The sequence below is a fragment of the Arthrobacter sp. 18067 genome (assembly GCF_902706295.1).
Lineage (GTDB): Bacteria > Actinomycetota > Actinomycetes > Actinomycetales > Micrococcaceae > Arthrobacter.
Genome location: NZ_CACSJJ010000013.1, coordinates 92327 through 106885 on the forward strand (window position 1 = coordinate 92327; position 14559 = coordinate 106885).

Below are 14559 nucleotides of genomic sequence, written 5' to 3' on the forward strand. Positions count from 1 at the left end.
AGCGATCTTTTCTGACGAATATTGATTACCCATCCCGATGTTTTGGAGGCCGCCGTGCTGGACGTCCGCAGGCTGCGTTTGCTGCACGAACTAAAGATCCGCGGAACCCTCGCGGAGGTGGCCGACGCGATGCAGTACAGCCCGTCTTCAGTGTCCCAGCAGTTGACCTTGCTGGAGAAGGAAGCGGGCGTCGAATTGCTGCGAAAAGCAGGGCGCCGCGTGCAACTGACGCCCCAGGCTGAGATTCTCGTGGCACACACTGCGGCGCTGCTGGAGACCCTGGAGCGGGCGGAGACCGAACTCGCGGCATCGCTCTCCATGGTCACAGGGACGGTGCGCTTGGCCGTCTTCCAATCCGCCGCGTTGGCGCTCCTTCCGGACTTCCTCAGCATCATGCGGCAGGAGTACCCGGAGGTGCGCGTGGAAATGACCCAGCGCGAACCCGAAACAGCCCTCTATGAAACGTGGGCGCGGGACTTCGACCTGGTGGTGGCCGAGCAATACCCGGGCCACGCGGCCCCGCACCACAGCGGCCTGGACCGTGTCATCCTCACCAGCGACGCCATCCGTCTGGCCACTCCCCCGGTGGGACTCGGCGGCGAGACCGTGGCCACCCTCGCAGACACCGCTTCGATGCCGTGGGTCATGGAACCCCGGGGGGCCGCTTCGAGGCACTGGGCCGAGCAGGCCTGCCGCTCGGCCGGCTTCGAACCCGACGTGCGCTATGAAACAGCGGACCTCCAGGCCCAGATCCGGCTCATCGAATCCGGAAACGCCGTGGCGCTTATGCCGGATCTCGTCTGGACGGGCCGCACGCGGACGGTTCAGCTGCTGGATCTTCCGGGCCTGCCGAAACGAACCGTCTTCACCTCCACCAGGACCGCCGGTCGAATCCACCCCGCCACGGCGGCGTGCCGCGAAGTCCTGGAACGGGTGGCGGCAGCGCAGCAACTGGACGCGGAGCAACAGGCCGACGCAGAGTAGCCCGGCTCCACGCGACGGTGTCCGGGAACGCAAAAGGCCCCAGTCCGAAGACTGGGGCCAACCGCGGAGAATGGGGGATTTGAACCCCCGAGGGCGTTAACCCAACACGCGTTCCAGGCGTGCGCCATAGGCCGCTAGGCGAATTCTCCTTGCTTCCGATTCGAAAGCAGATACTACTGTACCTGAGAATTTCTGCATCGTGTAATCGGCCTGAATTGGTGCCCCTGCGCTGCCTCACCGGAACTCCCGTTAACGGAAAAATGGACGCCCCCAACGCGCCCATTCTTGCGGTATCACCGTTGAGCTACCGGGTCCGGCCCCTCGCCCCCAGGCCCCGTAGCTCACAATCTTGAGATTGCCCCAATCGGTGTACATACCCATAGTCCGCTGCGGCACCGGCTTTTGCAATGGTTGAGACCGCTTTGCGCCCCAAGTTACTGACAAGATGTCTCCATGACGCAGCTTCACGCTTTGGTGGTTTACGTACCGGAGACTCACATTGAAGAGGTTCTCTTAGCGATCGGCGACGCCGGCGCGGGACGAATCGGCGACTACTCACATTGCTTCTACACCACCCCTGGCATAGGCCGGTTCACTCCCCTGCCCGGCGCCCAGCCATTCGTGGGAGAGGTAGGGATTGAGGAGCAGGTGCCCGAAACCAGGGTTGAGTGCGTGGTTGAGGAAGACATGCTCGACGCCGTTGTGTTGGCTTTGCGGGCAGCCCACCCTTACGAGGAACCGGCTTTCATGACGTGGCCTGTGAACGGCTGGCGCTGATTCGCGCAGCCCAGCCGCCCGCCGTCGAGCGTTTTCCACACCCCCTTCGAGCCGATTCGAACCCCGAAGTAAGTTCGGGTAAGCTTGTCGACGGCCCCTCATGTGGCGTCATCCTGTTGAACTCCCCCAGGACCGGAAGGTAGCAAGGGTAGATGGGCTCTGGCGGGTGCATGAGGGGTCACTTACTTTAAATGTCAGTCCCTATAGGTAGGTTTCCCCTGTGACTGTTACAACTGCCCTGTACCGCAGGTATCGCCCGGACTCTTTCGCGGACGTTATCGGGCAGGAACACGTCACAGAGCCGCTGATGACGGCCCTCCGGAAGAACCGCGTGAACCACGCCTACCTCTTCTCCGGCCCCCGCGGCTGTGGCAAAACCACCTCTGCGCGCATCCTCGCCCGCTGCCTGAACTGCGCCGAGGGCCCTACTGACACCCCTTGCGGCAAGTGCCCCAGCTGCATCGAGCTCGCCCGCGGCGGCTCTGGCTCGCTCGATGTCATCGAGATCGACGCCGCCAGCCACGGTGGCGTGGACGACGCCCGCGATCTCCGCGAACGTGCAACCTTCGCCCCGGTCCGTGACCGCTACAAGATTTTCATCATTGACGAAGCCCACATGGTTACGTCGGCAGGCTTCAATGCGCTCCTGAAGATCGTCGAAGAGCCACCGGAACACATCAAGTTCATCTTTGCCACCACCGAGCCGGACAAGGTCATCGGTACCATCCGCTCGCGCACGCACCACTACCCCTTCCGGCTGGTGCCGCCCGAGCCGCTCATGCAGTACCTTGAGCTCCTTTGCCGGCAGGAGAACGTTCCCGTTGCCCCCGGCGTGCTTTCGCTGGTGATCCGCGCGGGTGGCGGCTCCGTCCGCGACACCCTCTCCGTGCTTGATCAGCTCATGGCGGGCGCCGGACCCAACGGGCTGGATTACGAGCTTGCCGTCGCCCTGCTTGGCTACACGCACGCCTCGCTCCTGGACGACATCGTGGATGCAGTCGCCGCGTCGGACTCCGCCACGGTTTTCCGCGCCGTGGACCGCGTCATCCAAACCGGTCACGATCCCCGTCGTTTCGTCGAGGATCTCCTGGAACGCTTCCGCGACCTCATCATCGTCCAGGCAATGCCGGAGAGCGCCCAAGCCATCCTTCGCGGGATGCCCGCGGACCAGATCGCCCGCATGCGCAACCAGGCAACCAACCTGGGCGCTGCCGAGCTCTCCCGCGCAGCGGACGTCACCAACACCGCGCTCACGGAGATGACCGGTGCCACCTCGCCGCGGCTGCACCTTGAACTGCTGTGCGCGCGCATCCTCCTGCCAAGCGCTGAACAGACCGAGCGGGGCATTGCGGCCCGCATCGACCGCGTGGAACGTCGCCTGAATTACACGGGCGACGGCGTTGCGCCGGCTGTTGCTGCTGGCCAGCCTGCTGCTGCGCCCGCTGCACAGTCGACGCCGGTCCCCGCCTCCGCGCCCGTGGCACCGGCTGCCGTTGAGCCGACCCCGGCCGCTCCGGCCCCCGCTGCGGCGACGGCAGTTCCCGAACCGGCCGCAGACGCTGGTTCGCGCGACGCCATCACAGCACCACGGGTGTCCACCAACGACTGGCCTGTTGAGGACCGCCAGGCTTCCGGTCGCGCACCGCAGGCCGCTGTATCCGCGGCGGCACCGGCACCGGCGGATCGCGTCCAGGCGCCAACCTCGCAACCCGAGCCTGTTCAAGCGCCGACGCTAGCAGCACCACCGGTTCAAACCCCACCGCAGGAAGCCCCACCGCGGGCAGCCCCAGTGCAAGCTGCATCCCAGGCCCCGGCTCCGCAGCCCGCTCCCACAGCAGGACCTGCTGCTTCGGGGGGATCTGCTGCTTCTGGAAGCAGTGGCGATGTTGAGGCCTTGCGCCGCGCATGGCCGGATGTCCTGCAGACGTTGACCAAGATCAAGCGCAGCACGTGGGCGCTCGTGGAACCGAATGCCCAAGTGGCCCAGTTCGACGGCCAGCTGCTGACCCTCGCATTCACCACGGGCGGCCTTGCGGGCGCTTTCGGGCGTGCGGATCATTCCGAGAACCTTCGCCAAGCCATCCACAAGACCCTCGGCATCGAGTGCCAGATCGTGGCAGTCGCTGGCGGCAACAGCTCAGCGAGCTCTGAGCCAAACCCAAAAGCGCCTACTAGCCGGGAAACTCCGGCTGTTTCATCGTCAGCGGGCGCCCCGGCGTCGGCTGACAGGGAATCACCAGCGGGAACAGCAGCGGGCGCCCCGGCGTCGGCGGCGGCTTCATCCTCGGCGGCTTCGTCCTCAGCAGAGTCGCGACCAGCCGAGTCGCGACCAGCCGAGTCGCGGCCAGCAGAGTCGCGGCCAGCCCCGGTTTCAGCTGTCGACTCTGCTTGGGGTCTTGCCCCAGCCGGCCCTGCGGCTGCGGGGACAACATCAGCGACCACTCCATTGCAGGCGGAATCCACTCCGCCGGAAATGCCCGCGCCCGCGGCAGCAACAGCTCCACCGGAAGCACCAACCACTCCTTCAGCAACAGCCACGGCGTCGGTAACTGCACCGACCACTCCGGCAGCACCCACTCCTTCGCAGTCGGCCCCAGCGCCGGCCGCGGGCACCCCTGCGCCAGCTGGAGCCTCGGCACCCTTGAGCAGCGAGTCCACCGGCGACTACTCGTACCCTGACGACGATTGGGGTCCACCGCTTGACGAAGACGCCCCTCCGCTGGATGAAGAGCCTCCGGCAGACTGGGAGCCCCCATCCGGGTATGGCCAACAAAGCCCGGCCCCGGCTGCTGCAGCTGCCAGCCAGCCGTCCGCGGTCAACCAAGGATCACCGCTCAACCAAGGATCACCGCTCAGCCAAGGATCACCGCTCAACCAGGCACCGGCGGCATCCTCTACGGATTCAACGGCCACCCCTTCGGCCGCAGCGGGCAGCGCCGCGGGCGCGGCATCATCCGCCGACCCCTGGTCCAGGGCTGTTGAGCAGGCGCCGGGCACGTGGGTGGTGGGCACGGAATCCAATGTGGGCAAGCAGCCCGCCACGGCACCGGAAGTAGTCGAACAGGCAACGGAGGCTCCGGATTACGAGCCGGCTGCAGCCCAGGTTCCGGAGACCACCAACGGAACGTACGGCCACCCAACCAATGCCGAGCAGAACCCAAGCTCCAGCTGGGACGTCGCACCGGCGTCGAGCTTGCCCGCAACCCAATCCATGCCCGCCCACGCAAGCAGCAGCATCCCGGCAAGCAGCAACGCCCCGGCGGCCGGCAACGCTCCGGCGGTGTGGCCGTCCTTGGCGACGCAACCCGAGGAAGCGCATGGTTCGGTTGCGACGCTCGAGGAGGACGCGCCGTCGGGCAATCCCAACGGACGGCAGAGCCTGTACCAGCGGCTGACGAACAGTCCCGAAGCCCAAGCCGGACGTGTCCAAGCACCCGTGCGGACCCAGGCAGCGCCAGCCACCGTGACTGAGGACATCCCCAGCCCGGAGGACGAAACCATCGAGGAATCGAGGGTCTTTGGACGGGCTGCGGTGGAGCGTATTCTGGGCGGAAAGCTGATCGAAGAGCGTGCCTTGGACGGTTCTCCTCTGCAACCCCGCTGACTCCAGCATTGATTTCAAACAAACGAGGACATTGTGTACGAAGGTGCAGTTCAAGAGCTGATTGATGAGCTCGGCCGGCTTCCCGGTGTGGGCCCCAAATCGGCGCAGCGCCTGGCATTCCACATCCTTGAGGCCGATCCCGAGGATATGAAGCGCCTCGTCACGGCCATCACCACTGTCAAGGAACGCGTGAAGTTCTGCAGTGTCTGCTTCAACGTGACCGAGCAGGAAACGTGCAATATCTGCCGCGACGCGCGCCGTGATCCGTCGGTCATCTGCGTCGTGGAAGAGTCCAAGGACGTTCTGGCCGTTGAGCGTACGCGGTCCTTCCGCGGGCGGTATCACGTGCTGGGCGGTGCCATCAATCCCATTGCCGGCATCGGCCCCGAGCAGTTGCGTATCCGGGAACTCCTCACGCGCCTGAACGACGGCGCCATCCAGGAAATCATCATCGCTACGGACCCGAACCTTGAGGGCGAGGCCACGGCCACATACTTGGCGCGCATGCTCAAGTCGATCGGGATCACCGTGACGCGGCTGGCCTCGGGCCTCCCCGTCGGTGGCGACCTTGAGTACGCCGACGAGGTCACTCTTGGGCGCGCGTTCGAGGGCAGGCGCAACGCGCTGTTGTAGTCTCGCAATCACAACAACACCGTGATGGGGGTCCCGTGCGAGAACTTGTGTATTACGTTGCCGTCAGCCTGGATGGTTACATCGCCGGTCCCGGAGGCGAGTTCGACGCGTTTCCGGTTGAGGGCGACCACATGGCCGCACAAAATGAACGTTTCTCTGACGCCATACCTACAGCGATTGCCGACGCCATGGGCATCGAGCGCAGCGGGACGATGTTCGACACCGTGTTGATGGGTTGGAACACCTACGCGGTGGGCCTGCCTTTTGGCATGACCAGCCCGTACCAGCATCTGCGGCAGGTGGTCTTTTCCCGGACACGGTCCGAGGCTGACATCCCGGGAGGGCACCCGAACCTTGCGCTGACCTCCGAAGATCCGGTGGACGTTGTACGGCGTTTGAAATCCGAGCCAGGAAAATCGATCTGGCTTTGTGGTGGCGGCCAGCTGGCCACACTGCTCTCCGGCGAGATCGACAGGCTCGTGCTCAAACGATGCCCGTTGCTCTTTGGCGATGGCATACCGCTCTTTGCGCCCGGCGCCTACCGGCCCAGCGCCTTCAAGGAGGTCTCCACTACGGCATTCGCGTCGGGCGTCGTGATCTCTGAGTACGCGCGCCAAGAGGCTAGCGAGAACCTGAACTAGCTTTCAGCCTTCGCGCCATCAGCAAACGACCCGGAACAAGCACCACCGCGGCCAGCAGCCCCTGCAGTGCCAAGCCCGTCAGAGCCACAGGCACCGATGGGACTTGCCCGTCGGTCGATTCCCCACCCAGGCATGGGATTTCGCGGGAAGGCCCGTCGACAGCCCACTGAAGTCCGGACAACACCCATCCGATCTCGTTGTCTGTGGCCACGAAACCGGCACCGACGCTGCCCAACAGCAATGCCGGATTGGATGCCGCCAACCAGGCGATGCGATCCGTGTGCGCCACCTCCACCGGGCGGAGATCGCCAACGCACTGGTAGGAGATGACCCTGCCTGAGTCATCCCGCTCCACATTCACAGGCACGGAAGCTTGATCCATGGCGGTGGTCGCAGGAAGCAGCATGAGGGTGACCGCAACGTTTCCAAAGCAAAGGAACGCCACCAGCACCATAGCCAACGCCATGCCCGGCCCTACTTTGGCGAACCAAGCCCGCGAACCAGCACCGATCAGCCCGAACAGGGCTGCTTCCAGGACAATCACGACGACGGCGGCACCGGCCAGCGCGATCGGCCCTCCGACGCTGGAGCCCACCACGAGCAAAGCAACGCACGCCGGCACGGCCAGGGCCACACCCCTCATGGCTCCTGCCAGCAGCAACTCCAGAACGCTTCCGCCCGCATGGCTGAATCCCCAGCCGGTTCCCAGTATGGCGGCCGTCAGAGCCAGGAACGCGGCCATGATCAACAAGACGGCGCCCGGCACCGTACTTTGGAACCACCCGTTGGCATCTCCCCAACTGACGAAGGCGGCGGCCATGCCCCATGAAAGAGCTACCCCTGCCACGCAGGCAACCCAGAACCACCAGGAAGTGAGGGATTTGCGGGCACTCCGCCATGCCGCACCGGCGGCGGTTGTGAAGATCGAGCGGGGATGCTTATGCGAATCGTGCCCAGTCCGCGGAGCATCGGCCACCCGACGCTGATCATCGATCATCCCGCCACCGATGACCTCATATTCGGGCTCATTCCATCCCGGACCCGAACTGCCCGGATGGTCAGGAACGCCGGCCATCGCCTCTCGCAATCCTCATGAGTTGGATGGTACGCCGGGCATGCCCGGGAGCAATACGTGCCAGCCGCTTCAACGTTCACTGTCAGGTCCCAGGCGGAGGTGGCAGCATGGGTGCATGGTCCATGTTCCCGGCTTTTTTGAGTCCTCTCGTCGCCCCAAGCCCATCAAGCCCAAGGCCGGCCAGGAATCTGTGTGGGATTACCCACGGCCGCCGAGGGTCGAGCCACGCTCGGAACGGATCGTGGTTCGGCTTGGCGGTCAGGTGATTGCGGACTCCACCGATTCAGTCAGGGTTTTGGAAACCAGCCATCCGCCGGTCTACTACCTGCCGTTGGATGCCTTTCCCTCCGGTGTTCTCATTCCCAGGGAAGGCACCAGCTTCTGCGAGTTCAAGGGAGAGGCAGGCTATTTCGACGTCGTTGCCGGCGGAAGTGTGGTTTCCCGTGGCGGGTGGACCTACCCGCGGCCAACAAGGGGTTTCGAATCGCTCAGGAGCCGGGTGGCCCTCTATCCGGAGCACATGGATTCCTGTGAGGTGAACGGCGAGCAGGTGACGTTCCAGGACGGCAGCTTCTACGGCGGCTGGATCACCCAGCAGATCGTGGGCCCGTTCAAGGGCGGTCCCGGCACTTCCGGGTGGTAATTAACGCAGGTGGCCGCCATTCGGTCACAATTCCTGCACGGACAGTACGCGGCGATAAACTGGGCAAATAAGCTACGCTGGCGTGCCCCAATTGGTGTGTGCCGCGTTCGAACCCTATTGATGCAGTGAGGGTGCGCGCATGACTATGCCCACTACCGAAGTGAAGATCGAAGAGCTCTCCAACGAGGCTGCAATTACCAAGCAGCTGATCGTTCAAAAGTTCGGCGGTTCCTCGGTTGCCGATGCTGATGGCATCAAACGGGTCGCACAGCGCGTCGTGGATGCGCAGAAGGCCGGCAACGAGGTTGTGGTTGTTGTTTCCGCGATGGGCGACACCACCGATGAACTCCTGGACCTTGCGGGTCAGGTCACTGACTCCGCTCCAGCCCGCGAAATGGACATGCTGTTGTCCGCCGGCGAACGAATTTCCATGGCCCTGCTTGCCATGGCCATTAACAAGTTCGGCGCCTCTGCACAGTCCTTCACCGGTTCCCAGGCAGGCATGATTACGGACGGCATCCACGGCAAAGCCCGGATTATCGACGTCGACCCCCACCGCATCCGCACCGCGCTGGACAAGGGGCACATCGCGATCGTGGCCGGTTTCCAGGGCATGAGCCGCATCACGAACGAAATCACCACCCTTGGCCGCGGCGGCTCGGACACTACGGCCGTCGCCCTCGCCGCAGCTCTGGAAGCAGACGTCTGCGAGATCTACACGGACGTGGACGGCATTTACACTGCAGACCCCCGCGTAGTGACGTCAGCCCAGAAGATCGACCGTATCTCCAGCGAAGAAATGCTGGAACTGGCCGCTTCCGGAGCCAAGATCCTGCACCTGCGTTGCGTGGAGTACGCCCGCCGCTTCGGTGTGCCGCTGCACGTCCGTTCGTCATTCAGCCAGCACGAAGGTACCTGGGTCATCCCCGGCGCCGACGAAAAGTTCAACATTCAAGAGGGAGTTGCCTTGGAGCAGCCAATCATCTCCGGCGTTGCGCACGACCGGTCCGAAGCCAAGGTCACCGTTGTCGGCGTCCCGGATATCCCCGGCAAGGCTGCCGCGATCTTCCAGGTGATCGCCGACGCCCACTCGAACATCGACATGATCGTCCAGAACGTCTCCACACACGGCACCGGCCGCACGGACATCTCGTTCACCCTTCCCATCGTCGAAGGTGCCGACGCCTTGGCAGCACTGCGTGCCGCTGAGGGCCAGATCGGCTTCGAGAGCATCGAATACAACGAGCATGTCGGCAAGCTTTCCCTGATCGGCGCGGGCATGCGTTCGCACCCGGGCGTTTCGGCCACGTTCTTCAAGGCCCTCTCCGACGCCGGGATCAACATCGACATGATCTCCACCTCGGAAATCCGCATCTCCGTGGTGACCAGCGCTGACAAGCTGGATGACGCCGTCCGCGCCATCCACAACGCGTTTGAGCTCGACGGCGACGCTGAGGCAACCGTCTACGGCGGCACCGGCCGCTAGCGTCACCACGCGGCGGCGAGCAGCGCCGTCGAGGTTTAACCAACGGGAGGACCGGAGCGCGCTCCGGTCCTCCCGTCTTTAAACTTGGGCCAACCAGCCCTACCCGCTGGCAGCGGCGCGTCCGGACGGTGCCAGCAGGACATCGATAAGCTGCCGGAGGCCGTCCGCCATGTCAACGGATTTGTCGTAGAGCCACTGCAGTTGCAAGCCGTCGAAGGCAGCAACGGTCAGCCGGGCCAGCATCACAGCGTCGACGTCTGTCCGGACTTCCCCGGACCCCTGACGCCGTTCGATGTCAGCGGCGATATCCCGGACCACCGTCTCGTAGCGCTCTTTGAAGTAGCTGTGGGAGTCGTGCCCAGGATCATTTGCGGTTGCCGACGCCACTGCGTAAAGCGTGGTCAGTCCAGGCTCGCGCTCGTTCCTTTCCGCGATGGGCGGCATCAGGTTCAGCCCCACATCCTCCTGGCCACTCACTGCGATGGAGCGCCGGTCCCGTTCGGCGAGGACTGCGGTCAGGAGTTCCTGCTTGCCCTTGAAGTAGTGGAACAAGGTGGCTTCCTTGACACCCACGAGTTCGGCCACGCGCTTGAGCGCAGTTCCCTCAAACCCCTCGGTGGCAAAGACGTCCGTTGCTGTCTGGATGATCTGTTCGCGGCGTTCCGCACCCTTGGCGTACTGGCCCCGGGCCCTGGACGTTGACATTCGTTCAGTCTATTTCACAGCTCAAAAATCGAGTATCACTCGACTTTTTTCCTAAAAACCTAGTCACACTAGATTTTTGAGGCTAAAGTCATTGCAGCGGCCCAACGGTGGGTCACCCGTTCATCAGGAGGCAATGTGGCCCTCAAACTCAGTCAGCAAAATGCAGGCGCGGCACCCGTCGGCCCGGAAGCCGTAAAACGCCAAACCGCGTCCCGCGCCTACGTCATCGGCATGCCCATCGCGAGCGCAGGCCTGTGGATGGCACTTCTGGCCCCCGCCCTTGTGGTGTTGGCCATCAAGGTTTCGGAGATCACCACCCCGGATACGCGCGCCGGAGCACTCAGCCTTGTGGCAGGAGTCGGCGCAGCCGTCGCCTTGCTCGCCAACCCATTCTTCGGACGCCTCAGCGACCGCACGACGTCCCGGTTCGGCATGCGGAAACCTTGGATCGTTGGCGGATCACTGATGGGCCTGGCAGCGCTCTTCCTGCTGGGTTCGGCCACGGAAGTCGGAACCGTCCTCGTAGCCTGGGTTGTAGCACAGCTGGGCTTCAACGCGGCCCTCGCGGCCCTGGTGGCAACCCTCCCGGACCAGGCAGCTCCTTCGGAGCGCGGGCGCCTCTCAGGCCTCATCGGCATGACACTTCCCATTGGACTTGTGTCCGCGGCCTTCTTCGCCCAGATGTTCGATAACGCCTTGCAGATGGCCGTGGTCCCCGGGATCGTGGGCACGGCAGTTGCCATCGCCTTTGCCTTCACGTTCAAGGACCGCGTGCTCACCGAGAAGCCCGCACCGTTGAACTTCAAGGAAATCCTTGGCTCGTTCTATTTCAACCCGCGCCTCTCCCCTGGGTTGGGTTGGGCCTGGCTGACCAAGTTCATGGTGTATGTCGGATACTGCGCCGGACTGCTCTACCTTCCATACTTCTTTACGGACCACCTCCACGTGGCCGAAACGCAGGTCACCAGCCTGGTGTTCCAGGCAACGCTGGTGAGCTCGGCCGGAACCGTCATCACCAGCCTTGCCGGCGGCTGGATCAGTGACCGCATCGGCAAGCGCAAGAGCATGGTGATCATGTCCGCGCTGATCATGATGGCGGGCCTGGTGGTCATCGCCACCAGCACAGGCACCGGCCAGGTCCTGATTGGCCAAGGCATCCTCGGGCTGGGCCTCGGCATCTTCAGCGCCGTAGACGTCGCCCTCATCACTGACCTGCTGCCCAGGAACCAGTCGGAGAATGCCAAGACCTTTGGTGTCTTCAACATTGCACAGGCCCTCCCCCAATCCTTGGTTCCTGCCATCGCCTTCCCGGTAATCGCTTTTGGCGGCTACCCCGCATTGTTCCTCGGTGGTGCGGCAGTCGGCATCATCGGAGCCCTCCTCGTCACCCGTATCAAAGGAGTCAAGTAAATGAACCCCACACTCTCGGCAGCCGTCACGGCGCCACAGACCGGAACACAGGATGCGGAGGCGAAGATCAACGAACTCGCCCGCAGCCTCACCTTGGAGCAGCAGGTTCAACTCCTGACTGGCGCGGATGTATGGTCCACCCACGCCATCCCGGAGATCGGATTGTCCCGCGTGGTCATGTCGGACGGGCCCGCAGGCGTCCGCGGCGAAGACTTTGATGAGCGGCACGACTCAGTCTCCTTGCCGTCGTCGTCCGCTTTGTCCGCGACGTGGAGCGTCGAAACCGCGCGCCGATACGGCCAGGTCCTGGGCCAGGAGGCCCGCCGTAAAGGCGTCCACGCGGTCCTTGGCCCCACCATCAACCTGCACCGTTCGCCTCTGGGCGGCCGCCACTTCGAGTGCATGAGCGAGGACCCCCGCCTCACCGCCACCATGGCCGCCGAGTACGTTGCCGGCGTCCAGTCAATGGGGGTCGGCGCAACGCCCAAGCACTATCTGGCCAACGAGGCCGAGACCGAGCGTTTCACTGCCGACTCCGTGGTGGACGAACGCCCGCTGCGCGAGCTCTACCTGGCCGCGTTCGAGGACGCCATCACCGAGGCCCGCGCCTGGTTGGTCATGAGCTCCTACAATTCCATCAACGGCACCACCGCCAGCGAGAACACACTCCTGGAAACCCCGCTGTCCACCGAATGGGGCTTCGACGGCGTCGTAGTCTCCGACTGGACGGGCGTGCGCTCCATCGACGCTGCCAACGCCCACCAGGACCTCGAAATGCCCGGTCCTGTAGGCCACTGGGGCCCCAAGCTGCTGGCGGCAGTCAACGATGGCCGCGTCAGCCGGGACGCCATCTTGGAAAAGGTCACCCGCATCCTGCGCCTGGCCGCCCGCGTGGGCTCGCTCGAAGGCTTCACACCCGCTGTCACCCAGCTCCCTACGGAACTGAACGGGGCCGCCGTCGCGCGTGAGGTTGCCATCCGCGGCGCCGTGCTGGTCCGCAACAAGGGCCTCCTCCCCCTGGACACCCAGGCACTTGGCAGCGTGGCTGTGATCGGCCACAACGCTGACGAGGCCCGCACGCAGGGCGGCGGCAGCGCCACCGTCATGCCGAAGTACACGGTCTCGCCGTTGGAGGGGCTGCGGAAGGCACTGCCCGACGACGTCAAGGTCACCTATGCGCGCGGCGCCAAGGTTGCCGAGGGCATCCAGGCGTTCCCTCGGACGTCGTTGCACAACCCGGTCTCCAACGTCCCCGGAATCCGCGTGACCTTCCTGGCCGAAGACGGCACGGAGATCTCCGGCGAAGACCGACTGGCCTCGCACCTGATCTGGTTCGGAGTAGGAATCCCCGACGGCGCCGCCTCCATCCGCATGGAAGCGGACTGGACAGCCGAAACAGCAGGCGTCCACCACCTGGGCGTGGGGACCGTGGGCCGGATCCGCTTTGCCCTGGACGGTACCGAAGTCTTCAACAGCGAGCTTGAGGACGATACGGACGTCCTCGGAGCCGCGCTGTTCGATCCGCCCAAGACCGTCCATGCTTTCGAAACCAGTGCCGGCCAGGCAGTCCGTATCGAGGCCCAGTACCAGTTGCCCAAGCAGCAGGTCATCCCGTTCACGGCCATTCTGCTGGGTGAAGAAACGGTGGTCGCGGATCCCCAGGCGGAAATCGACGCCGCCGTGGAAGCAGCCCGGAACTCCGACGTCGCCGTGGTGGTGGTGGGTACCAACGCGGCCATTGAATCCGAAGGTTTCGACCGCAAGGACCTGGACCTGCCCGGCTACCAGAACCAACTGGTGGAGGCCGTGTCTGCGGCGAACCCGCGCACCGTTGTGGTGGTCAACTCGGGTTCCCCGGTCCTGATGCCGTGGCTGGACAAGGTGGACGCGGTCCTGCTGGGCTGGTTCGGCGGCCAGGAGTTCGGCAGCGCCATCGCCGACATCCTGCTGGGCATCGAAGAACCGGGTGGCCGCCTTCCCACCACCTGGCCGGCAGCACTGGAAGATGTTCCGGTGCTGGACACCACGCCCGTTGACGGCAAGGTGGTCTACTCCGAAGGAATCCACATCGGATACCGCGCTTGGCTCAAGCAGGAAACTGAAGGTGGCGCAGCCCCTGCCCTGCCGTTCGGCTTCGGTCTTGGCTACACCACCTTCGCCCTGGGCCAGGCGCACGCTCCGCAACTGGTCACGGCCGGGAACGATGTCGTGGTGCACGTTCCTGTCAAGAACACCGGCACCCGCACAGGACGCGAGGTGGTCCAGGTGTATCTGGAACGCTCAGATTCCACCATAGATAGGCCCGTCCGCTGGCTCGCCGGCTACGCGGGCACGCACCTCGCCCCGGCCGGCACGGAGAGCGTGGAGATCCGCATCCCGGCCAAGGCATTTGCACATTACGACGGCGGCTGGCAGTTTGAGCAGGGCACGTTCCGTCTGCTGGTGGGTCGCCACGCGGCCGATGAATTCCAATCATTGGACATCGAACTCCGGTAATACGGGCGCGAAATCACCGTGTGTGGCAGCTTTTTTGGGCCGCCACACACGTGGTTTTCGCCACAAGCGGCAGAACTGGGGTATGGTATGGAATTTTCGTGGCAT

At 64.3% G+C, this 14559-nt stretch carries 11 protein-coding genes, 1 tRNA gene and 1 other RNA gene; 10 read left to right on the plus strand and 3 right to left on the minus strand.

The annotated features are described in order from the left end of the window. Positions 1-54: 54 nt before the first annotated feature. The gene (locus tag GVL04_RS14080; protein ID WP_159705740.1) at positions 55-984 is read left to right on the plus strand and encodes a LysR family transcriptional regulator; all 930 of its coding nucleotides are present in this window, start codon (positions 55-57) and stop codon (positions 982-984) included. 64 nt (positions 985-1048) lie between these two features. On the opposite strand, the gene GVL04_RS14085 is transcribed toward GVL04_RS14080, so the two are convergent. Beyond that, positions 1049-1133, minus strand: a tRNA-Ser gene (locus GVL04_RS14085). Between the two features lie 304 nt (positions 1134-1437). On the opposite strand from GVL04_RS14085, the gene GVL04_RS14090 reads away from it, so the two are divergent. The 5 genes from GVL04_RS14090 to GVL04_RS14110 all read left to right on the plus strand — a co-directional run bounded on the left by GVL04_RS14090 (position 1438) and on the right by GVL04_RS14110 (position 6639). Further along, positions 1438-1761 (plus strand): hypothetical protein, encoded by a 324-nt coding sequence (locus tag GVL04_RS14090; RefSeq protein WP_159705639.1) that lies wholly within the window; start codon positions 1438-1440, stop codon positions 1759-1761. 89 nt (positions 1762-1850) lie between these two features. Then, positions 1851-1947: signal recognition particle sRNA small type (gene ffs / locus GVL04_RS14095), an RNA gene on the plus strand. A gap of 34 nt (positions 1948-1981) precedes the next feature. Continuing rightward, the gene (locus GVL04_RS14100) at positions 1982-5365 is read left to right on the plus strand and encodes a DNA polymerase III subunit gamma and tau (RefSeq protein ID WP_159705641.1); all 3384 of its coding nucleotides are present in this window, start codon (positions 1982-1984) and stop codon (positions 5363-5365) included. 33 nt (positions 5366-5398) lie between these two features. Beyond that, positions 5399-5998, plus strand: a complete 600-nt coding sequence (gene recR, locus GVL04_RS14105) for a recombination mediator RecR (RefSeq protein WP_159705643.1) — start codon at positions 5399-5401, stop codon at positions 5996-5998. Between the two features lie 35 nt (positions 5999-6033). After that, positions 6034-6639 (plus strand): dihydrofolate reductase family protein, encoded by a 606-nt coding sequence (locus GVL04_RS14110; RefSeq protein WP_159705645.1) that lies wholly within the window; start codon positions 6034-6036, stop codon positions 6637-6639. Here the strand turns inward: GVL04_RS14110 and GVL04_RS14115 are convergent. Continuing rightward, positions 6620-7714 carry a hypothetical protein gene (locus tag GVL04_RS14115; protein ID WP_235036288.1) on the minus strand — a complete coding sequence of 365 codons (1095 nt, stop codon included), beginning with the start codon at positions 7712-7714 and terminating at the stop codon, positions 6620-6622. The genes GVL04_RS14110 and GVL04_RS14115 overlap by 20 nt on opposite strands. 115 nt (positions 7715-7829) lie before the next feature. On the opposite strand from GVL04_RS14115, the gene GVL04_RS14120 reads away from it, so the two are divergent. Together GVL04_RS14120 and GVL04_RS14125 are read left to right on the plus strand one after the other, a co-directional pair. Further along, positions 7830-8357, plus strand: coding sequence for a DUF427 domain-containing protein (locus tag GVL04_RS14120; protein WP_200846850.1), 528 nt, complete (start codon positions 7830-7832; stop codon positions 8355-8357). 139 nt (positions 8358-8496) lie between these two features. Then, positions 8497-9843 (plus strand): aspartate kinase, encoded by a 1347-nt coding sequence (locus tag GVL04_RS14125; protein ID WP_159705651.1) that lies wholly within the window; start codon positions 8497-8499, stop codon positions 9841-9843. A gap of 99 nt (positions 9844-9942) precedes the next feature. On the opposite strand, the gene GVL04_RS14130 is transcribed toward GVL04_RS14125, so the two are convergent. Continuing rightward, positions 9943-10548, minus strand: a complete 606-nt coding sequence (locus GVL04_RS14130) for a TetR/AcrR family transcriptional regulator (protein ID WP_159705653.1) — start codon at positions 10546-10548, stop codon at positions 9943-9945. 135 nt (positions 10549-10683) lie between these two features. Between GVL04_RS14130 and GVL04_RS14135 the strand changes: the two genes are divergently transcribed. Together GVL04_RS14135 and GVL04_RS14140 are read left to right on the plus strand one after the other, a co-directional pair. Next, entirely contained in the window at positions 10684-11958 is a 1275-nt protein-coding gene (locus tag GVL04_RS14135) for an MFS transporter (RefSeq protein WP_235036289.1), read from the plus strand. Beyond that, complete coding sequence (locus GVL04_RS14140) at positions 11959-14454, plus strand: beta-glucosidase (RefSeq protein WP_159705655.1); 2496 nt, start codon at positions 11959-11961, stop codon at positions 14452-14454. Positions 14455-14559 lie beyond the last annotated feature (105 nt).